The 20,381-nt window shown below is 59.8% G+C and carries 15 protein-coding genes and 1 pseudogene; 9 read left to right on the forward strand and 7 right to left on the reverse strand.

What is annotated here, in order from left to right; genetic code table 11:
* Positions 1-189: 189 nt before the first annotated feature.
* Positions 190-1,377, reverse strand: coding sequence for a thiolase family protein (locus NB231_RS07385; protein WP_005001145.1), 1,188 nt, complete (start codon positions 1,375-1,377; stop codon positions 190-192).
* A 534-nt stretch (positions 1,378-1,911) separates the two neighbouring features.
* On the opposite strand from NB231_RS07385, the gene NB231_RS07390 reads away from it, so the two are divergent.
* Entirely contained in the window at positions 1,912-2,178 is a 267-nt protein-coding gene (locus NB231_RS07390; RefSeq protein ID WP_005001150.1) for a hypothetical protein, read from the forward strand.
* Positions 2,179-2,268: 90 nt separating this feature from the next.
* Here NB231_RS07390 and NB231_RS07395 read toward each other — a convergent pair whose 3' ends face one another.
* Complete coding sequence (locus NB231_RS07395; protein ID WP_040662033.1) at positions 2,269-2,754, reverse strand: hypothetical protein; 486 nt, start codon at positions 2,752-2,754, stop codon at positions 2,269-2,271.
* Positions 2,755-3,171: 417 nt separating this feature from the next.
* On the opposite strand from NB231_RS07395, the gene NB231_RS07400 reads away from it, so the two are divergent.
* From NB231_RS07400 to NB231_RS07410, 3 genes are all read left to right on the forward strand, one after another.
* The gene (locus NB231_RS07400; RefSeq protein ID WP_005001155.1) at positions 3,172-5,163 is read left to right on the forward strand and encodes a transglycosylase SLT domain-containing protein; all 1,992 of its coding nucleotides are present in this window, start codon (positions 3,172-3,174) and stop codon (positions 5,161-5,163) included.
* Positions 5,164-5,434: 271 nt separating this feature from the next.
* Positions 5,435-7,348 (forward strand): autotransporter assembly complex protein TamA, encoded by a 1,914-nt coding sequence (locus NB231_RS07405; protein ID WP_084766265.1) that lies wholly within the window; start codon positions 5,435-5,437, stop codon positions 7,346-7,348.
* Positions 7,349-7,350: 2 nt separating this feature from the next.
* Positions 7,351-11,316, forward strand: a complete 3,966-nt coding sequence (locus NB231_RS07410) for a translocation/assembly module TamB domain-containing protein (protein ID WP_005001161.1) — start codon at positions 7,351-7,353, stop codon at positions 11,314-11,316.
* Positions 11,317-11,344: 28 nt separating this feature from the next.
* Here the strand turns inward: NB231_RS07410 and NB231_RS18475 are convergent, their stop codons facing one another.
* The 3 genes from NB231_RS18475 to NB231_RS07420 all read right to left on the reverse strand — a co-directional run bounded on the left by NB231_RS18475 (position 11,345) and on the right by NB231_RS07420 (position 13,209).
* Entirely contained in the window at positions 11,345-11,698 is a 354-nt protein-coding gene (locus NB231_RS18475; protein WP_156776938.1) for a hypothetical protein, read from the reverse strand.
* Between the two features lie 12 nt (positions 11,699-11,710).
* The gene (locus tag NB231_RS20015; protein ID WP_269593394.1) at positions 11,711-11,842 is read right to left on the reverse strand and encodes a hypothetical protein; all 132 of its coding nucleotides are present in this window, start codon (positions 11,840-11,842) and stop codon (positions 11,711-11,713) included.
* Positions 11,843-11,943: 101 nt separating this feature from the next.
* The gene (locus tag NB231_RS07420) at positions 11,944-13,209 is read right to left on the reverse strand and encodes a dicarboxylate/amino acid:cation symporter (RefSeq protein WP_005001170.1); all 1,266 of its coding nucleotides are present in this window, start codon (positions 13,207-13,209) and stop codon (positions 11,944-11,946) included.
* 227 nt (positions 13,210-13,436) lie between these two features.
* Between NB231_RS07420 and NB231_RS07425 the strand changes: the two genes are divergently transcribed.
* A complete protein-coding gene (locus tag NB231_RS07425) occupies positions 13,437-14,768 on the forward strand; it encodes a universal stress protein (protein WP_005001172.1) in 1,332 nt (443 codons plus the stop codon).
* 116 nt (positions 14,769-14,884) lie between these two features.
* Here NB231_RS07425 and NB231_RS07430 read toward each other — a convergent pair.
* Positions 14,885-16,030 (reverse strand): annotated as a pseudogene (locus NB231_RS07430) (SulP family inorganic anion transporter); the annotation flags it as partial.
* 531 nt (positions 16,031-16,561) lie between these two features.
* Positions 16,562-17,011, reverse strand: coding sequence for an Hsp20/alpha crystallin family protein (locus NB231_RS07435; protein WP_005001176.1), 450 nt, complete (start codon positions 17,009-17,011; stop codon positions 16,562-16,564).
* A gap of 336 nt (positions 17,012-17,347) precedes the next feature.
* On the opposite strand from NB231_RS07435, the gene NB231_RS07440 reads away from it, so the two are divergent.
* The 4 genes from NB231_RS07440 (at position 17,348) to NB231_RS07455 (ending at position 20,244) form a co-directional block, all read left to right on the forward strand.
* Positions 17,348-17,905: a LemA family protein gene (locus NB231_RS07440; RefSeq protein ID WP_005001177.1), complete on the forward strand. Its 558-nt coding sequence runs from the start codon at positions 17,348-17,350 to the stop codon at positions 17,903-17,905.
* A complete protein-coding gene (locus NB231_RS07445; RefSeq protein WP_005001178.1) occupies positions 17,905-18,651 on the forward strand; it encodes a TPM domain-containing protein in 747 nt (248 codons plus the stop codon). The genes NB231_RS07440 and NB231_RS07445 overlap by 1 nt, the downstream gene beginning before the upstream one ends.
* A 26-nt stretch (positions 18,652-18,677) precedes the next feature.
* On the forward strand, positions 18,678-19,295 hold the full coding sequence (locus tag NB231_RS07450) for a TPM domain-containing protein (RefSeq protein ID WP_005001179.1): 618 nt from the start codon (positions 18,678-18,680) through the stop codon (positions 19,293-19,295).
* A 211-nt stretch (positions 19,296-19,506) separates the two neighbouring features.
* Positions 19,507-20,244, forward strand: coding sequence for a PEP-CTERM sorting domain-containing protein (locus tag NB231_RS07455; protein WP_005001188.1), 738 nt, complete (start codon positions 19,507-19,509; stop codon positions 20,242-20,244).
* Positions 20,245-20,381 lie beyond the last annotated feature (137 nt).

Consider the following 20,381-nt stretch of genomic DNA (forward strand, 5'->3'; position numbering starts at 1 on the left):
ATCTTGGCCCCGAGGCTCGCGGAGGTGGCTCGCCGCGAGAGGCAGGAACTTTCGTTCGCTTTCAAGAAATAGAACTGAAGAAGGTTATTTGTATACAGTCGCCCCTCCTGGGTTGCCCTGAAATCCCACGGCTGTAGTACAAGCGTTGTTTCTTCGGGAGCACACGACCTGCGCGCGGACTTGGGTTGCTCAGAGGCGCTCTAATGCCAAAGCAATGCCCTGCCCCCCACCGATGCACAACGTAACCACTCCACGGCGAATGCCATCACGCGCCATCGAGTGCAGTAGCCGGGTGGTAAGGATCGCGCCGGTCGCGCCGATGGGATGGCCGTGCGCGATGGCGCCACCGTCGACGTTGACGATTTCTTCGGAGAGCCCCAAATCACGGGTGACCGCGATCGCGATGGCGGCGAACGCTTCGTTGATCTCGATGCGTTCGATCTCCCCAATCGTCCAACCGGCCCGTGCCAATGCTTGCTTCACTGCGGGCACCGGGGCCAGCCCGAAGAAACCCGGCTCCATCGCGCCGATGCCGTAACTGACTAGCCGGGCCATAGGCTCGAGGCTCTGCCGCTCGGCCCAGCCGCGCTCGGCCACTAGCATGGCCGCCGCCGCACTGTTCAGTCCCGGTGCGTTGCCGGCCGTGATGGTGCCTTCCTTGCGAAAAGCCGATCGTAGTTTGGCCAAACCGGCCAGCGTCGTATCCGGACGGTTCGCCTCATCCCGAACAAAAGTCAGCGTTTCCCTTTTGCCCGGTACTTCCACCGGTACGATCTCGGTCTCGAACCGACCGGCCGCCTGCGCCTCACCAAAGCGCTGTTGACTGCGCAGCGCCCAGGCATCCTGCTGCTCACGGCTGATCGCGTATTCTTGCACCAGATCCTCGGTATGCCAGCCGGAATGCTGCTCGGAGAAGGCGTCGTTGAGACCGTCGCGCAGCATACTGTCATGGATCTGCGCTGGACCCATCCGATGGCCCCAGCGGCCATCGAGATCAACATACGGTGCCTGATCCATATTCTCCATGCCGCCGGCAATGGCGCAATCGACCAGCCCCAGCATCACCTCCTGGGCGGCACTCACGATTGCCTGCGCACCCGAACCACAGACGCGATTGACGGTCATTGCCGGCACCTCAACCGGCAACCCGCCGTTAATCGCCGCTTGTCGCGCTGGGTTCATCTTCGCCCCGGCCTGCACGACTTGGCCCATGACCACGCTGTTAACCGCCTGGCCCTCCAGGCCCGCACGCTGCAGACAACCGCGAATCGCTACCGCGCCGAGTTCCGGAGCCGGTATATTTTTTAAGGTGCCGCCGTAAGCACCGATTGCGGTGCGCACCGCTTTACAGATAACCACTTCGGTCGATCCATTCATCGCCTTTGCCCTCCCCGCGTTATACGCTCCGCCGCTCGCTCATTCCACTGCCGATAGGCCGTGTTCTCTTACCGGCTACGCAAGCGCTTTTGTCGTATTCCGGCCACCCAGACCACGCCGTACAACTTAATTTATTGCTGTAGTAATCGACTCCCCCGTTCCACGGCATCACGCAGATCAATTGGGGCCCAACCCGGGAAACCGCCGAAATAGCCCCCGCAACCGCGCCTATCGACCATGATCGCATAGACCTCGGCCACGCTCAGCGAAGTGCCAGGGATCCGCGCGCTCGCAGCGCGCGATGACGGCTTTGATCTCGACCCCACAACCGGCTTGCCTTCCAGCATCGATTCGACCGCCCAGCGCGTGTGTTGGTACCGCCCGTCGCTGCATACATTACAATCGTGGTGTGCTGGCTCAATTGACTCAATTGAATATCTAGACCTGTTGATCCGGCTAGAAGTTCGGCATTGCCATACGCGGCGAATTCCTGCTGAATAAAAGAATAAAAGATTAAGGAGGGTCCACTTGGGCATGGGGAAGAGGCTGGATAAAATCGAAGCCTACCTGCGGCGCTGTCGCGAACTAAGCGCTTTTTGCTACGAAAACGGCTGGATCGACAATGACACGCTGCGCTGGGAGGTAGTCAAGCGCACCACCGCGGGCCTGGAGGTAAGCGCCACTTTCGATGAAATCACCACCCAGGGCGGCGGCTGCGTGGCGAGGCACATCGAGCGTTTCGGCCGCCTGCATCTGCAATTGAACAGCGCCGGGGAAGTGATCGCCGGGCAACCCTACTAAGACAACACCGATTGGGGTCGCCCCACCGGCCTCGTGAGTTGCCTCGCCAGAGACCCTCCCAACGTAAACACTCGCCTCGACCGAGCCCGCTCAGCGATGCAGCATCGTCTCCGGTCCATCCTCGACCGGCAATTCAAGCTCCGAGCGATCGCCCGGCGGCCACGGCAGCTGCATGCTGTGTAACAAAAGCAGCATCACCGCAGGCAACACCGCATCAGACGGCAGATCGGCTGGAATGCTCGTAAGCGGAAAACCTTGCACCTCGTTGGTGGCCGCAACCATCAGCATCTGATGATGTCGCTCCAGAAGCACCCGCCATACCTCTAGCTCCAAATCTTGCCAAGTTTGCGCACGCGGCCTGACGGAGAACGCCTCGATGGCCTCATCGGCCGCGCGGCTATGGTGTTTACTGTAGGGAATGCCGCGTATCTCATAGAGCCGGGAACGCAGGATATCGTTCACTGGCCAAAGGATCTCGAGTACCCGCATTCCGCCGAGCTGAACGAACTGCATCTGGGAAAGCGGCTTGTCCAAAACCGATTCGAAGTAGGCTTTTGCAAGTTCGACATTGTTCATCGGGGCCTCCATTGTATCCTCCGGATCGCGCGCCTTGCGCTGCTGCGGCCACGCCCGGCCGGCACAGTGGCAAGAGTTCCGTCGCCATTGCAGCGTGGCTTTTCGACCGGTGGCAATCAGCTGTGAAATGTTGCAGCACGATCGCAAACGGCTCAACCACCGACACCAGATACAACCAACCGAGCCGCTGGGTCCAAAGATGACCCAGCGTGCGCAACGCGAGCATGGCGCTGAGCCCTTTGTTTTAGTACCTTGCGAAGAACCCGGCGCTCAGCCAATAAAATTGTTCGACTTCCACCCTACAAAAGCGGCCGCGTAGGGAGGAATTCGTGTGCAAGCCCCCAGCATAACTCACTGTCTACGGGCTACGACTAAGGAGTAGCCCAAGATAACAAGCGCTTGCCAGGAGGGATCCGCATGCACTGGCGTCGCCAATCGAACGTCCGAGCGGTGTTACGAGCGAGCCTGCTCACGGTACTGGCATTCCTCGTTAGCATGGGTATCACCGAGGCCAAGGAGCGCGGCGCAACGACACCTTTGTCCTTATATGAAGCCGCTCTGCGCAACCTCGAGGCCAACCAGCTGCAACGCTTTCGCGAACTGGCCGGACAGCTGGAAGCCTTCCCGCTCTACCCTTATCTGCGTTACGCCGAACTGCGTCATCAGATCGAATCGGTAACGACCGCTGCGGTGGAAGCCTACCTTGAGCATTATTCCGATTTGCCCGTTACGCCGCGTTTGCGTATCGCCTGGTTACGCGAGCTCGCCCGGCGCGAAGACTGGGCCACCTTCTTAGCAAGCTATCGTGGCGAGCGGAATGTCTACCTACGTTGCGCCCAGGTTCAGGCCGAGCTTGCCATGGGGCACAAAGCACAAGCCATCGCCGCGGCTAAGCCTTTGTGGCCGGTGGGGTATCGGCAACCGCAAAGCTGCAATCCCGCTTTCGATTTGTTGGCCCAGAGTGGTGTGCTGACGCCCGAACGAGTCGAAAACCGCATTCTACTGGCATTGCAAGCCGGTCATAGCCGACTTGCCGCGGAGCTGCTTGAGCGGTTGCCGGCCGCTGGCCGCGACAAAGTCGCGCATTGGCTCGAGGTGTACCACCACCCGGAGACGGCACTGCAAAACCCGCCGCTGGGATCCGATGCAGTAGTATCGCAGCTGCTCACGGCCGCCCTGGGCCATTTGGCCCGCGCCGATCCCGCGCAAGCCCACCGGCTGTGGTCGAAAATCAAGGCCCGCTACAGTTGGCCGGAGACGCTAACTGGCCCGGTCGAGCGCAATATCGCCCTGCGTGCTGCGTACCACGGGCTACCGAGCGCGAACGGGTGGCTGCAAGCGCTGCCCGAGACGCAAGCGGATGCGCGCGTCCATGCCTGGCGGGTACGCAGCGCCTTGCGCGCCGGTGAGTGGGGGGCAGTGGCCCGCGCCGTAAAAGAGATGCCCGCTGCGCAGAGCAACGCCACGGTGTGGCGCTATTGGCAGGCTCGTGCCATGGAAAAACTGGGGCAGCGCGAGCGCGCCAAGCGCCTCTACCGCACGATCGCCAAACAGTTTTCCTACTACGGCTTTCTGGCCGCCGATGCACTTGGAACCCCGTACCGGTGGGGAGCCGCAATCCCCCCCCCGGAACCGCTGCGTAAACGCACACTGCACCGGCGAGCGGCCTTGCAACGCGCCCTGCTACTGCACCAAGCCGAACAACACGAGCTGGCCCACCTCGAGTGGCGCACGTTCATCCGTCGCTTAAAAGGGCGCGATCGCTTGGCGGCAGCACGCATCGCCGAGGAACAGAATTGGCCTTGGGCGACTTTATACGCGGCCGTCACGGCCGGCGTGAACAATGCCTCATTGCTGCGTTTTCCGATGGGCTATTTGAGCGCGGTGCGCCGCAGCGCACAGGCAAGCGGCATCGATCCCGCCTGGCTCTTGGCGCTGATTCGCCAGGAAAGTGCGTTTCGCGGCAGCGCCTGCTCCCATGCCGGGGCGTGCGGCGTGATGCAGCTGATGCCGGCCACGGCACGTTGGGTACTCAAACGCAACGGCCAGGACAGTGCCGATCTGAGCACGACCATCAGCGACCCGGCCAACAGCATCGCGGTCGGCGCCGACTACCTCGCGTATCTGCGTGGGCGCTTCTCTAGCCACATACTGGCCTTAGCCGCCTACAATGCCGGCCCCGGCAATGTAGCCAACTGGGTAAACGTAGCGGAGCCGCCGGTTGGCAGCGCACGTTGGATCGAAACACTCCTGTATGGTGAGACACGCCGCTACCTCAAGGCCGTGGTCTTTAACAACGTGATCTATCGACTGCGGCTCAATGATCAAACAATGCGTGTCGACCAGCTTTTGCAGGAGGAACGTACGCAGCGCGCTCAGGCTGGAATAGAAAATCTTGCCGGTGAATAATGCCTGCAACTCCGCTATCCAACCAGAAACCGTTCTGATCAGAAGGCACACTGGGTAGTTGCCCCTGAGGCTGGGTAAAACAAGATATCTCGATACTTACCCAGGTCAGCGGCGGATGTATTACATAGAACGGGCGATCTGCGCTCTTCCATGCAATGGCGTAGGCTCTGCCGGCCAGCCATGGCCGGCACCGGCGACGAGAACGTCTGTATTCTGCTATCAACAATGAGTTATCAGGTATTCCCGTAGAATTTAGGAAACAGTTCGTAGCATGAGACATGTCACCGATAGCGGGACGTGCACATCCTCCCACGCCTGGGAATTCATTGCACGCCCAAACCCGCTGCCGCTGCTGCCTAAATCGCACCCTAAGAGGGACGACTTTGCTAGGAATAAGCCGGGGGAAAATGCGCCGCCGGCCCGCACCCCCGCTCAGTCAACAAGCGCAATCTTCTGGGTGTTGCTCCTAATTTTTGGATCGTGTGCGTACTCACCCTTTACCGAAGCGGCGGACAACCTGAAAATAAAAATTTCTGGCATAGATGATGAGTTACTCAACAACGTACAGGTTTTTCTGAGTATAGCCCAAGAAAACAAGACTGTTGAAAAAAAAATACCCGACCGAAAAGTGCAAGAACTGCACCGGCGAGCGACCGGTGAAATCAAACAGGCGCTCCAACCCTTCGGGTATTATCAACCCATAATTGATAGCAGTCTTGAGAAAAAAGAAAATGTCTGGAAAGCGCGCTATAAAATAAATAAAGGCCCTCCGACCAGAATCCGCAAAGTGGAGATCCGTCTAACGGGTGAGGGGCGCGACGCGCCTTCCATCAGGAAGGCCCTCAAGTCGGTAAAAATCGCAGTGGGTCAGAGGCTGCGGCAACAAAAGTACACAATACTAAAACATGATTTGCAGGAGGCCGCCTATGCCATCGGTTACCTCGATGCCAAATACAGCCGCAGCCAGATCCTCGTCAACCCCGACAAGCAGCGCGCCGAAATTTATCTGATTCTCGACACAGGGCCTCGCTACTACTTCGGCGATATCACCATTGACCAAGATATCCTCAACCCGAGCTTCGTCGATAAATTCGTGCAAATACAATACGGCGATCCATTTGAGAGCGACAGGCTGATCGATTTACAATTTGCGTTGACCGACAGCGATTATTTCAGCCATGTCGAGTTACAGGCATCTCAAGACAAGGCTCAAAACCAACACGTACCGGTCAGCATAAAGACCGAGCCAAAAAAACCACAAAAATACCGGATCAGCGGGGGGTTTGGTACCGATACCGGACCTCGAGTAGGACTTGGCGTGCTGTTTCGGCGGGTGACGCGTACCGGCCATCAATTTCGCACCGATCTAGAAGTGTCTCAAATAACACTGCGACTGGGCTCGCAATATAAGATTCCGATAGGCAATATCGCCAGTGAATACTTGGATTTTACCGCTACCGTCGAAAGAGCGATTATTGCTGATGCAATTTCCTTACAATACACCATCGGCAGCAGTCTTAATCAGGACTGGCTGGGAGGGCGGCGGCGCCTGTCGCTGGATTTTAGGCGCGAGCGTTTCTCGTTCGGGAACAACTCCGCGCAGACCGCGAACTTGCTCATCCCAGGGATCAGCTATTCCCGCCAGGTCGCCGACGATCCCTTGTTCACCCGCAAGGGGTATAGCGTAGCGTTGGACTTACACGGCGCCGCGCAGCCGGCGCTCTCGAGCACGAGTTTCCTGCAGACCCATTTGAGCGGACAAGGCGTGCTGCCGTGGGCAAAACGCGGCCGTTTATTACTAAGAGTGGATTACGGAGCGACCGTCACCACTGACTTCGATAAACTGCCACCTTCGCAACGGTTCTATGCCGGCGGCGCCCGCAGCGTACGCGGCTATGCATTTAGGACGTTGAGCCCAGAAAACGAGGATGGTGATGACATCGGCGGGCGTTACTTGCTGGTAGGCAGCGTTGAAGCGGATTATCTGCTCATCGGCGATTTCGGCGCCGCGGTATTTTTCGATGCCGGCGATGCTACGCTCGACCCGAGCTTCAGCCTGAAAAGAGGCGTTGGAGGCGGGCTGCGCTACCGCTCACCGGTAGGAATGGTACGCCTTGATGTCGCCCATCCTCTGGATAGTAACGACGCGTTTCGCATCCACTTCAGCATCGGCCCGGATATTTGATCATGCGCGCTATCCTAGCGACCGTACTTAGCTTGATCGTCACCGCGCTAGGTTTGGTCGTGCTGGTAGTGGCTTTGGTACTGACAACCGAGACCGGTTTGGAAGTTACGCTGGGACAGGCGCAGGCGTTTCTTCCGAAGCGCTTCTCTGTGAGCTCGATCGACGGCCGACTGATCGGCCCATTGACCATCCGCAACCTGGAGCTCAAAACTAAAACCTCCCGCCTCACGGCAGGCTATATACACTTCGACTGGTCGCCGACACGGTTATTCCTCGGTGCGGTGGTGATCGATCGCTTGCACGTGCGGAATGCGAGTTTCACTAGCTACGCCAATGCCTCACCGGAGAAACCGGAGCCGAGCGAGCCCCCCGATCCACTTGCGTTGTTACAGCCACCGCTCGCCATCGAGCTCAACGACATTGCCTTGCGGAATTTCGAATACCGTGCTCCCGAAAGCGAACCGTTCGTCATCGAACGTGCTGAGCTGGCGGCCGGCCTCGATGCACGTGGGTTACATATCGACACGCTGCGGGCGGCAGGCCCGCTATTCGAACTCGAAGGTCAGGCGAGCATCGAGCCGCAAAACGGTCAACCCACAGAGGCCAAGCTGAACTGGCAAGTACGACTGCCGGACTACCCAACGGCCGCGGGTCACCTCACGCTCAATGGCAGCCTGCAGGAGCTGCACATCAAACAGCGCACTAAAGCACCGTACCGCACCCAAGCCACCGTCGTGCTAACCGATGTCCTAGGGGAACCGCATTTCCGAGCCAAATTGAAGCTAAATGCCATCAATCTGCCGGCCATACGCGCGGACCTGCCGAATGTGACGATCAACGCCACCGTCCGCGCCAAAGGCCAAGCCGCGGATATCGAGTACACGACTCGCGCGAAGGTTGTCGAGCCAGCTCAGGGAACCTTTACCCTCGCGCTCGACGGCGGTCTGGAAAAACAGATTCTCGGTATCGATCGCCTAGCGCTAGCGGTCGTGGACACGCCAATCCGCCTGCAAGCTACCGGCCAGGTAAACCTCAGCGGCGAACAACCCGACCTGAGGCTGAAAGCAGACTGGCAGAAGCTGCGTTGGCCACTGCAAGGCGAGCCACAGATCACCAGTCCTAACGGCCACCTCGCCATTACCGGCACACCTCTAAATCTGACCGCCGGACTCGATGCCACGGTGGGTAATACGGGCGGTGTAGACGCCCGCATCCGGCGTGAGCAAGACAACATCCGGCTTGCGCTCAATTGGCATGATTTAAACTGGCCGTTGCAAGAACCTCGAATAGCAAGCCCTCAGGGTACGGCGCGAGTGAAGGGCACCCTGCAGCAGTACACGCTGGCCGTCCACACCCAGGTTAATATGCCGGAACAAGCCAACGGCCACGTCATTCTGGAGGGGACCGGCAGCAGCCAATCGATCGACTTAAAGCGCATCAACCTAAAAGTGCTGCAAGGCGAGGTCAAGGGCAACGCCAGCGTGGTCTGGCAACCGCAGCTCGACGCTCGAATAAGCCTCAATGGTGATGGGATCAACCCGGGCGTGCTGCTGCCCGAATGGCCGGGGAAGCTGGCTTTGCAAATACAAGCGAGCGCCCAGCAGACGGAAACGCTCACCGCGCAGCTTGCCGCACTGGATATTACCGGGCGGTTACGGGATCAGGACTTCGCCCTCAAAGCCCGCGGCGACTACCATGAGGATGAATTACAGCTCGAGCGCCTGTCACTGGTCTCGGGCTCCAGCACCATCCAGGCCTCCGGCACAGTCGGCTCCACGCTTGGAATCAATTGGCGAATCGACAGCGAGAATCTCGCCACGCTCTGGCCGGGGGCCGCCGGTTCGCTCCACGCCCGGGGCAAGTCAGAAGGCCCCCTACGGCAGCCGCGAGTCAAAGCCACACTAACCGGGGAGGGGCTGCGCTACACCCAATACAAAGTCGGCGAGCTCGACCTTCAGGCCAATGTCGACCTACAAGGCCACACGCAATCGTCCCTCGAACTTAACCTGCAAAACGGCCTGGCCGCCGGCATCGAGTTGCGCAAAATACGCTTCACGGGCTATGGAACACCGCAGAACCACGAACTCGAACTGGCAGCAAACACCAGCACGGGGGACGCCGAGCTGCATTTAAACGGTGGGCTAAAGCAATCCATCTGGTCTTTTCGGCTCACCCAAGCGCGGCTCAAGTATCCAGCGCTGCCGGCCTGGACATTGGCGGAGCCGACCCAAGGCCGGGTGAGCACCGAAGTCCAAGAGCTGGAGCGCAGCTGCTGGGTTAGTGCACAGGCCAAGCTGTGCCTGCGCGGACAAAAATCCGCCGAAGGCCTCCAGGCTGCCTTCCAACTCCAGCGTTTACCATTCGGGTACTTTGCCGAATTCCTGCCTACCAATATCGGCCTCAAGGGCAAACTCAGTGGCCATGGCGAGATCAGACAGCCCACAGGGGCAGCGCTGGCCGGCGACGTGCAAATTGAAACCACCGCCGGCGAAATCCTTGCGGCCACCGACGAGGCGAAAGCACCGACTCCAGTGCTGCGATTCAAGCCCGCCGATGTACGGGCCGTTGTGGGTGATCAGGGTCTCAAGCTCCAGATTGACTTACCGTTCGTCGATCAGGGCGGACTCCAGGTGAACGCTCAAATTCCGGCTGGCGACGCGCCGTTGACGGTGCGCCCCTTAAATGGGCAAATCCACGCACAAATACGCGATATCGGCTTTCTCGCCAAACTGGCGCCCGATATCGAGCGTATCGCCGGCCGATTGCAAGGCCGAATGCAAATATCGGGCTCCCTGGCACGGCCGGTGCTGCTCGGGCGGCTCGCATTGCTAAACGGCTCCGCCCGGCTGCTCACCCCCGGTCTGGATATCACGGAACTGAGCCTAGAAATCGCCGGCCAGCGCGATGGTGGCTTGAGCTACAGTCTCGATGCGAGATCCGGCGGGGGCACCCTGCGCCTAGCAGGCACGGCGAATTTTACCGGCAAGGCACCGCGCGCCGAAATGCAGATCAATGGCCAGGATTTTCAGGCGTTCAACACCGACGACGCCCACGTGTTCATCTCTCCGGCTCTGCAAATATCGCTGGATGAATCAGCCATTTCGGTCACCGGCGAAGTGCGTGTACCGCGCGCCACTATTACCCCGCATAAGATCCCGCCCTCCGCCGTTACGGTCTCCGAGGATCAAATCATTGTCAGACCAGATCAGAAAACACCGGCGGTCACCGCCGCTCGCAAGCTGCATGTCCGGGTCCGCCTCATCCTGGGGGAGGACGTTCATTTCGAGGGCTTCGGCCTCAAGGGGCGCCTAGAAGGGCGCTTGCTCATCGTTCAACAGCCGGAGGAACCGACCAAGGGCAGCGGCGAACTGCGAATCGTAGAAGGCGAATACCGCGCTTACGGTCAAGGGCTCGTCATCGACACCGGCCGCGTCCTGTTCGCGGGCGGACCGATCGATCAACCTGGGATCGACGTTCGCGCGGTACGTCATCCCGCGGAGGACATCACCGTCGGGGTCCGGGCACGCGGCACTCTTAAGGAACCCAAGCTCACGATCTTCTCCGATCCGTCGATGACGCAGGCCGAACAACTCTCGTGGCTGGTACTCGGGCGCCCCCTGCAAGGCACCTCCAGTTCCGAGAATTCTATGCTGACGCAGGCGGCATTGGCGTTGGGACTGAAAGGCGGCGATTTCCTGGCTAAAAAACTCGGTGGGAGCCTCGGCGTCGATACCATCGGAATTGAAACGGGCTCCGGCGAGGCCGGCGCCGCCAGCAACACCAAAGAGGCCTCCCTAGTGGTTGGCAAGTATCTGTCACCCGGCCTCTATGTCAGCTACGGCATCGGTTTGTTCGATCAGGTCTCGACGGTCAAGCTCCAATACACGCTGAGCAGCCATTGGAAGCTTGTCACCGAATCATCGCGTATAGGCACCGGCGGTGACGTGATCTATATGATCGAGCGCTGAGCCAGCTCGTTTTGAACCCTGCTCGCCCTTAACTGACCAACCAGACAGCGAGTACCTCAGCCTGACCGCCGGCTCGGCCGCGAAAGATATCGCGTAGCGCCGAGACGTGCTCATGCGGCAGAACAATCGTGCGACAGCCGAGCTCCTGCGCTATGCAGCGCAGCGCCTCACCAAGCTCCTCGTCCGCAAGAGCGGGGCTGCCGATTTTCATGTGCACGAGATCGGCCGACACACCGGCTGCGATCAAGCGATCGTGCGCCTTGTTCAAGGTGACGCGGCACCTGTCCTCCTGCTCGCTTACCCATCTATAAATATCGCGTTCAAGCGCGCCGTGAAGCTGCAACTCACGATCAGGATCCTCGGCGCCGCCATGTTCGCGCAAAAGTGGCGGCACCTACGGCAATCGGTGGTAGAGGTGCACCGCGAGATGGCCGCGGCCCGCGATCAGGGCGGCCACGTAATCAATCACACGATACATCACCGCACAATCTTCCACGGAAACGAGAATACGCTCATTGCTTCCCACCGTAGCACCTCCAGCACAAACCCCGTCTGTTATCTTTTCGAGCTGCACTCGGCCTTAACCATTCCCGAACGCAAACCGCTTCCGTCCATAGCCCCGCTCGCCTAGACTTTAAACTGCGTCTCACCTTCCCAACGCGCGACCAGGGTGGTCACCGCACCGTCACCCATAACGTTCACACTGGTGCGGCACATGTCGAGCAGGCGATCGGTAACGAACAGCACCCCGATCGACTCGGCCGGCAACCCCACCGACGTGATGATGACGGCAATGGCCACCAGCGAAGCGGCCGGCACGCCGGCTACCCCTACGGCGGTCAGCAAGGCCATCACCGCCACCAAAACCTGAGTACCGAAAGTAAGATCAACGCCGTAGGCCTGAATCAGAAACAACGCGCCCACACATTCATAGAGTGCCGTTCCGTCCATGTTCAGCGTGGCACCCAATGGTAAAACGAAATTCGATATTTTTTTGGAAACGCCGACGTTGTTTTCCAGGCAAGCAATATTAACCGGTAACGTGCCGTTGGAAGAGGCGGTGGAAAAAGCCGTCAACAAGGCGGGCGAGACCGCCTTGAAATACCGCCATGGATTGATTCGGCCAACAAAGCAGAGCAGCGCCGGCAATGTGATGAACATATGGAACGCCAACGCGGCAAGCACGGTCGCGGCGAAGACCAGCAACGGCCGAATACCCCCCAAACCGGTTTCGGCCACCACTTCGGCCACTAAACCGAAAACCCCGAGCGGTGCGAAGCGCATCACCCACATTGTCATGCGCATCATCACATCGAATACACCCTCCCAAAAGGCCTTCAACGTCGCGTCGGGGACACCTTCGAGTTGATTCATGAAATAGCCGAATACGAGACTGAAAAAAATCAACGCCAGCATATCGGCGGCACGCGCTGCCTCAATGATGTTCTCCGGCACCACCCCCAGCAGTATTTTGGTCAACCCCTCACCCGCACCGCCTTTGACGCTTTGCGCGATTTGCGCCGCGCGCGCATCCAAACCGAGCTGTGCGCCGACCGGCTGCCCGTCGGAAAGACCCGGGCTAATGAGGTTGATCAGCAGCACACCGACGCAAACCGCCGCTGCGGTTGTCGTCAGATAAAGCAGCAAGGTGCGCAGACTCAAGCGACCAAAACCTCGGGCGGATCCGATGCTGCCGATACTCGTCACCATGGCGGCTACCACCAACGGCACGATCAGCATCTTCAAGGCATTGATGAATAAGGTACCGATGAGCTCGTAGCTGCCGAGCAAAGACACACCGAGCAATTTGGTTTGCGTATCGGTGAATAAGCCGGCCCCGGCGGCCAACGCCAAGGCGATGAGAATCTGCCAATGCAAAGCAAGCGCGCGCATTCCAACCTCAGGCGAACAAAAAGGCGAGCGCGGGTGTAGGCACGCTCGCGCTTAGCACTGCCAAAGTCAAATCATCCAGACGGTTATCGCTACAAGCAAATCGATCTTGAGGAATCTCCCTATATTAGAAGGTATTCGGCCGCGCGAGCGCGGACCAAAAAGCTCGACGGGCACCCGCCGAAGGATGGATACTATACAGTTTACCCGCTGCATAAGGGGGTGTACTGATGTTCGAGCCGAAGGTCCTGTTTGCAACGGATCTCGACGGGGATCTCGGACGCGGGCTGCACCTGGCAACCGATCTGGCGTTGAAACACGCGGCAACGCTGTTGCTGCTGCACGTGGTTCCCTACCCCGCCAGCGACGGCGAGGGGCTTCTCCACCGTGTTCTCGAGGCTTCCATGCGGCGTCCCGATCAGATACTGGCCGGCCTCACACCAACCGACGCCGCAGTACCCTACCGCCACATTTTGGAGAGCGGAGAACCCGAGGACCGCATCCTGGAGGTGGCCGAGCGCGAACGGGTGGACCGCATCCTGCTGGAGGTTCAACCGCGCTCCACGCTTCGGAAAATGCTCGGGCGCAGCACCGTCGAGCGGATCATAGCGCGCGCCCCTTGCCCGGTCGTGACTTACCGTGCCCCCGCCCCTAGCAAAGGCCTAGCCGCAACACCGTCGCCTAAACTGCACCATGCGGATGCCCCGTTCCAAGCTTTACAGGTCATGTTGGCTGCACGGGTGGATGCTTTGGAATGGTGGCTGTCCGTTCAGCGCAACGCGGTGCAAAGCGTCGCGAATCGTTTGGGTGTCCAAGACGGTGTGGCGGGACTCGTGGCGAGCGAGCTGCGAAGTCTCGGGCCCGCGCTGCGCGTGCGCGCCCAACGCCTGCTGGAATTGGAGCTTGGCGAACTTGGACGGGCGATAGGTGCAATCGGGGTCTACGTGCTCGACCCAAGTGGGCAGGTTTTGCTAGGCTATGGCGTTAATCCCGATCCCAGCGAAGCCTGCACCCGCTTCCTGGCGCGCGCACGCGAGCAAGGCGCCGCGGTGTCGATCCCCATGTCCGCCACTTCGAACGGTCCTCGCTCGGGCGGCGTTATTCTCGGCGCCGCCAAGGTCCCGGTCCGTGGCGCGGCCGATGTTTTGCTCGTCTACGTATTCGACGCACGGCGGGACTTTTTGCGCATCCTCGCCCAACCCGGGCCGGTCCCTTCAGCCGAGACTTACGCCTTCGACGAGCGCGGCATCATGCTCTCCAACAGCCGGTTTCCCGATCAACTGCGCCGCCTGGGACTGTTGCCGCCGGACAAGATGGTCCAAACTCCTCACCTGCTGCGGGTGTGCGACCCAGGGGGCAATCTTCTCAGCGGCTACCACCCCACACTGCCTAAGGAGCAATGCCCACTTACCGTGATGGCAGCCCAGGCTACAGCCGGTCAAAGCGGTTTCGACAACCGCGGCTACCGTGACTACCGTGGCGTTGAGGTCGTCGGAACTTGGCGCTGGCTGGATTTTTACGGCTTCGGCGTCGCCGCAGAGATGGACCGCCCCATCGGGTAGGCATCGCGAAGATCCAGATGAGCCAAATTATCGGATTCGGGCGATGTGCATATTCGGCCTGACGGGCCGGAGGTCTTCCGCCACCCGCACCGTGACTCCACAGCGAACCTCCGCATTTAGAATCTATCTCTGCCGCCTCCCTCCTCCTTTGCTTTCTTTGCTTTGAAAGTGGTGTTGGTTGAGCCAATCGATCGCCGCTTGATAAAAAAGAGCGACGCCATGATCATCCCAACCGCCACGGCTTGGAGGAGATCCACGAGCACCGTGAGCAGCAGCACGGCGAGCATGACCGCGAAGTCCGTCCTCGGCACGTGGCGAAAATGCCTCAGCCCCCGGTAGTCGATGATGCCGATTCCAACGGTGATCAGAATCCCGGCGAGGACCGCCATGGGAATTCGAGAGGCGTAGGGTCCGAATGCGGCGAGGATTGCAAGCAAGACGAGCCCGTGAATCACGCCCGAGAGGCGACCTCTACCGCCGGATTTGATGTTGACGGCCGTGCGCATGGTCGCCCCGGCCCCGGGAATCCCCCCGATGATACCGACCACCGTGTTGCCGATGCCCTGACCGATGAGTTCCCGGTTACTGTCATGGTGGGTCTTGGTAAGGTTATCCGCCACCATCGAGGTCAGCAGAGAATCAAGGGCACCCAAGGCCGCGAGGGTCAAGGCAGGAATAAGGATCAGCGCGATCTCGGCGGGCCCGATCAGCGACAAGCGCAGCTCGGGAAAACCCGTCGGGATCTCCCCGATGGTCGGGATGTCGAGCTTGAATAGGATCGCCGCCGCAGTCCCAGCCAAAAGGGCGAGCAGGGTTCCCGGTACCGCCTTGATGATCCGCGGGCTTAGATAGACCACTGTGATGGTCAGGGTTGCGATCCCGGCAGCGGCCCACTCGGCATTGGCGATCGCCTGCCCGAAGCTTTCCAGCGCCGCGAGCACACCGGGCGAGGCCGGCAACCCGAGGAAGGGGTAAATCTGCAACAGGATGATGATCACGCCGATGCCGCTCATAAAGCCTGAGACGACAGGATACGGGATATACTGAACGCACTTGCCGAGTCGCAGAACACCCATGAGGATCTGGAAGATGCCGGCTAGGGCGAAGGTCGCGAAGACCAAAACGGGGTTGTCCACAAAGGCGGCGATGATCGTAGCGGAGACTACTGTCATCGGACCGGTCGGCCCGCTGATCTGGGGCTTGGTCCCGCCGAAAATCGAAGCGAGGATCCCGATGGCGATGGCCCCGTAGAGGCTCGCGCCCGGCCCGAGGCCACCCCGAACCCGAGCGCTAACGGCAAGGCAACGATACCGGCGGTGAGGCCGCCGAAAATATCGCCACGGAGGTTATCGATCTTCATCGATGCCCCTCTGCCAACCAGCTGCACGCGCAAGACGCGCTTCCGCTCGGAAGCGTCGACGCGTCACTCAATTTTCTCGGCCCGATATCACCAGCTACGCGGAGCACCCAGCCTTCGAAAAATAACCTCCTTTTATAGGCAACTTATAGGCAGCGTCTTCGATCTCACGAAGCTGCGCTTTGAAACCGCTTTGATCGACTTTACGCTCAGACGTTACTTGCACGATGTGGAGGATAATGTCTTGTGCAAGAAGGGTAACGTAGACGCCGCAGTCCTCGTTTGAAAATCACTCTCTACCCGGTAAGCCCGAGCTACCGGGTTGGCAGCCTCGATGGTCTAGCTGTGAATCTATTTAAGTATGGATCATAAAAACGGCGGAGCCTTCGCTCCGCCGTGCCGTATCATCGGTAGTTTCCCAACCAGAAAAGCGTGCTTAGCCCTCCACAGGAATGCGGCGCGGGAGCGCTATTTGGCGCTTACCGATCTCGATGATCAGCACCCCATTCGACCCACGGGCCTTGATGGCATCGGGATCGGCACTGTCCGGCAACGAAAAGCGACGATAGAACATGCCCTGCGAGCGCTCGACGCGACGCACCCCGCCCTCTTCGGACACAGCCTCGTGCTTGCGCTCGCCACGGATGCTCAGCACGCCGTTCTCCATAGTCACCTCGATGTCCTCGGGGCTGACCCCGGGCACGTCGGCCTCGACCAAGAATCGGTCTTGCTCCTCCCGAATGTCCACCGCCGGCACCCACTGACTGGTTTCCACGCTGGAAACATCCTGGCCGAAGTCGAACAGCGGGCTGTCGAACAACCGATTGATCTCATGGCTCAGATCACGCAACGGAAACCCACTCGGACGATAACGCACCAGATCCATAACTCATCACCTCCGCTGGTATTTTCTCTCGCTGAACGATTCATCGTGTCTGAACGGAGAAATGGGGATAATCCACTGGGTTTCAAGAGGGTAGGGCATGCGCACCCCCCGCAGACCCTGACCGGTTCACCTGGCGCTTTACCCGCTCACAATGTACAAAGCGGCTGCCCGCCAAATACGAAGCGTTTGAGGCAGCGACCTAGGCTGCCAAACAAGCTCGCGTGCTGTAGGATCGGCGCATTCGCTTAAAATCGCTAAAGTCGGGGCCAAAACGCCGTGCGAACCAAGCAAAAACCAACTCTAAGCAGAGGGGCGTGGTCGCTGTCCGCCCTCCTGATGCTGTCCGTCTTCTTGACGGGCTGCGGTATTAACAACATTCCCACCTATGACGAACAGGTCAAATCAGCCTGGTCCCAGGTGGAGAACCAATATCAGCGGCGGGCCGATCTGGTGCCCAATCTGGTGGAGACGGTAAAGGGGTTCGCCCGCCAGGAAAAGGAAACGCTGACCGCAGTGGTGGAAGCACGCGCCAAGGCGACCTCCATTCAAGTGGATGCCAGCATCCTTGACGACCCGCAGAAGCTGCAACAATTCCAGCAGGCGCAGACGCAGCTCACCGGTGCCCTGAGTCGATTGATGGCGGTCTCCGAGCGCTACCCGCAGCTGCAGTCGAATCAGAACTTCCTCGCGCTCCAATCCCAACTGGAGGGCACCGAGAACCGGATCACAGTGGCCCGGCGCGACTTCATCACCGCCGTCAAGCGTTACAACACCGAGATTCGAACCTTCCCGGGCCGAATCTGGCACAGCCTTCTGTACAGCGATCTGGCGTTGCGGGAAAACTTCGAAGCCACTGCCGACAATGCCGATCAAGCGCCCCAAGTGAAGTTCTGATGCCTCGTCACTTACGCCTCCCCTCGCTGTTGCTTTTATTGCTGTATGCCCTTGCGGCCCAAGCCCAGCCCGACTTCCCCCCGCTGAGCGGACGGGTGGTGGACCAAGCCGGGCTATTAGATACGCCCTTGGAATCTCGACTGACGCAGATGCTCGCGGCGCATGAGAAAGCCACCACCGAGCAGATCGTGGTGGTCACAGTGCCGAATCTGCAAGGCTACACCATAGAGGATTTCGGCTATCGGCTCGGGCGCTTTTGGGGCATCGGTCAGAAAGGCGAAGATAACGGGGCGCTGCTGATTATTGCTCCAAAGGAGCGGAAAATCCGCATCGAAGTCGGCTACGGCCTGGAAGGCCGCCTGACGGATGCCCAGTCATCAGTGATCATCAACCGGGTCATCGCCCCGGCCTTAAAGCAGGGGGATTTCACCGGCGGCATCACCCGTGGCGCCCAAGCGATACTGCAGGTCCTGGGAGGCCAGCCGCTCGCGGCAGAACCGGTGTCTGCGCGCGGACACGGGGCAGATGCGCCCAAGCTGCCGGCGGCCATCCTGTTTTTCCTATTGATAAGCGTCGTCGTCAACTTCCTCGGCCGAGGCCGAAGCGGCCACGCCGCCCTCGGTGGATTGCTGCTGGGAAGCCTGTTGGGTCGAGGCCGCTTCGGCGGTGGCAGTGGCTCCGGCGGCGGCGGTTTTGGAGGCGGAGGCGGCGGCTTCGGGGGCGGCGGTGCCTCCGGTGGCTGGTAATTCCATTCGCTGAGTACGAACTACCCATGACATTACTGAGCGCGAGCGATCAAGAGCAGGTGGCCGAGGCGATCACCCGTATCGAGCGGGAAACCGATGCCGAAGTGGTAACGGTTTTAACGGCCCGAGCCGATGACTATGCGTATATCCCGCTGCTGTGGGCGGGCATCGCTTCCTTGATCGTGCCCGGCGCGGCGAACCTGTTCCTCGACTGGTGGTCGGCCTCCCTCCTACTGCTGGCGCAGTGGGCGACGTTCATCGTGCTGAGCCTGCTGTTCCGGGTTCCTGGGATCACCACGCGACTGATCCCCCGCTCGGTTCGGCATTGGCGGGCGTCGAACCTCGCCCGCCGACAGTTTCTCGAACAGAATCTGCATCGTACCGAGGGCGGCACCGGCATGCTGATCTTCGTCGCGGAAGCCGAGCGCTACGTGGAGATCCTGGTCGATCACGGCATATCCAGTCGCCTCGGCGACGAGGTCTGGCAAAGCCTGGTCAGCGGGTTCACCGAGAGGGTCAGGCAGGGCCGGACGCTGCAGGGTTTCCTGGAATGCATCGAAGCCTGTGGCGAGCATCTCAAGGAACATCTGCCCGCCACGCACTCGCGCGACGAGTTGCCGAATCACCTGATCATCCTGCCATAGGCCCCAAGTGCCTGAACGGATCGGATCACCGTTCTCGGCCTGCGTAAAAAACCGCGCCAACGTTCAACCCAAAATGTCGGGATATCTTACAGGTTTCTCCGGCTCGACCGTGACGACTTCTCGCAATGCTAGAAAAATAGCCAATACTCACATGTTGGCCCGTTAATTGCCTTCTAAGTTCCGTTGCAATAATTATTTGAGGGGATTACCAATGGAACTGGGGAAAACACTTGGGGCTTTATTCGTCAGCGGTTTACTCACATTCGCTTCAGCGGCCTCCGCGAACATCGTGACTGTGAACTTCACGGGCAACGGCGGGCTCCAGGCCGGCGATTCCATGAACTTCTCGTCGGGCGGCGTCAATGTAACCGCAACGGCCGGCGCCTTCGCGCTCAATGGCGAGCACAGCATCAGTTCCCGCATCGGCCAATACAGCCGGGGACTCGGCAACACGACAAATTACGCGTATGACTGGGAAAGGTGCTTCATCCGCTGCATCAACGGGACCAGAACCGTGAGCGACCGCAGCCACGAAGTGGATGACCACTACGAGCAATCCGGGCACGGCGTTCGCGAATTCATCAAGCTCGATCTCGGTGGCCTCATGGCGAGCCTCATCGGGATTCAGTTCGGCTATCACGGGTCCAATGATGACTCCGCCACCGCCATCTCGATCAGCCCGATGAACATCATTTACTCAGGCGGCGAATCCAGCGTGGAGGCGGACGATTTCACCCCGCACCTCGCCAGCGTTTTCTGGATCGGGGCCTATGACCCGAATAACAACAACAACGACTGGAAACTCAAGAACGCCACCTTTCAGATCGAGGATCCGCGCCCGCCCTCCTCCGTTCCGCTTCCGGCAACCTGGGCTCTCTTTGGCGCGGGCGTGGCGGGGCTCGGCCTGATGCGGCGGAAGAGAGCTCACGCGCGCAGGGCGAAAGACTAGTCCCACGGCTCAAAACGGCTCTATGAGGCTTTGATCTTCAAACCAGCGCACGACTTTGGCTAAAGTGACAACGCTGAGGATATGGAGGGTGCGCAGCGGCGTAGAAGCGTCCTCGATTAGCCGACGGTTCTTGGCGG

Source organism: Nitrococcus mobilis Nb-231 (genome assembly GCF_000153205.1).
In the GTDB taxonomy this organism is placed as follows: Bacteria; Pseudomonadota; Gammaproteobacteria; order Nitrococcales; family Nitrococcaceae; genus Nitrococcus; species Nitrococcus mobilis.

Excerpts from the sequence above, each read along its gene's own strand:
- NB231_RS07385 (WP_005001145.1), bottom strand. The coding sequence starts at position 1,377 with ATGAATGGATCGACCGAAGTGGTTATCTGTAAAGCGGTGCGCACCGCA.
- NB231_RS07390 (WP_005001150.1), top strand. The coding sequence starts at position 1,912 with ATGGGGAAGAGGCTGGATAAAATCGAAGCCTACCTGCGGCGCTGTCGC.
- NB231_RS07395 (WP_040662033.1), bottom strand. The coding sequence starts at position 2,754 with ATGAACAATGTCGAACTTGCAAAAGCCTACTTCGAATCGGTTTTGGAC.
- NB231_RS07400 (WP_005001155.1), top strand. The coding sequence starts at position 3,172 with ATGCACTGGCGTCGCCAATCGAACGTCCGAGCGGTGTTACGAGCGAGC.
- NB231_RS07405 (WP_084766265.1), top strand. The coding sequence starts at position 5,435 with ATGAGACATGTCACCGATAGCGGGACGTGCACATCCTCCCACGCCTGG.
- NB231_RS07410 (WP_005001161.1), top strand. The coding sequence starts at position 7,351 with ATGCGCGCTATCCTAGCGACCGTACTTAGCTTGATCGTCACCGCGCTA.
- NB231_RS07420 (WP_005001170.1), bottom strand. The coding sequence starts at position 13,209 with ATGCGCGCGCTTGCTTTGCATTGGCAGATTCTCATCGCCTTGGCGTTG.
- NB231_RS07425 (WP_005001172.1), top strand. The coding sequence starts at position 13,437 with ATGTTCGAGCCGAAGGTCCTGTTTGCAACGGATCTCGACGGGGATCTC.
- NB231_RS07435 (WP_005001176.1), bottom strand. The coding sequence starts at position 17,011 with ATGGATCTGGTGCGTTATCGTCCGAGTGGGTTTCCGTTGCGTGATCTG.
- NB231_RS07440 (WP_005001177.1), top strand. The coding sequence starts at position 17,348 with ATGCTGTCCGTCTTCTTGACGGGCTGCGGTATTAACAACATTCCCACC.
- NB231_RS07445 (WP_005001178.1), top strand. The coding sequence starts at position 17,905 with ATGCCTCGTCACTTACGCCTCCCCTCGCTGTTGCTTTTATTGCTGTAT.
- NB231_RS07450 (WP_005001179.1), top strand. The coding sequence starts at position 18,678 with ATGACATTACTGAGCGCGAGCGATCAAGAGCAGGTGGCCGAGGCGATC.
- NB231_RS07455 (WP_005001188.1), top strand. The coding sequence starts at position 19,507 with ATGGAACTGGGGAAAACACTTGGGGCTTTATTCGTCAGCGGTTTACTC.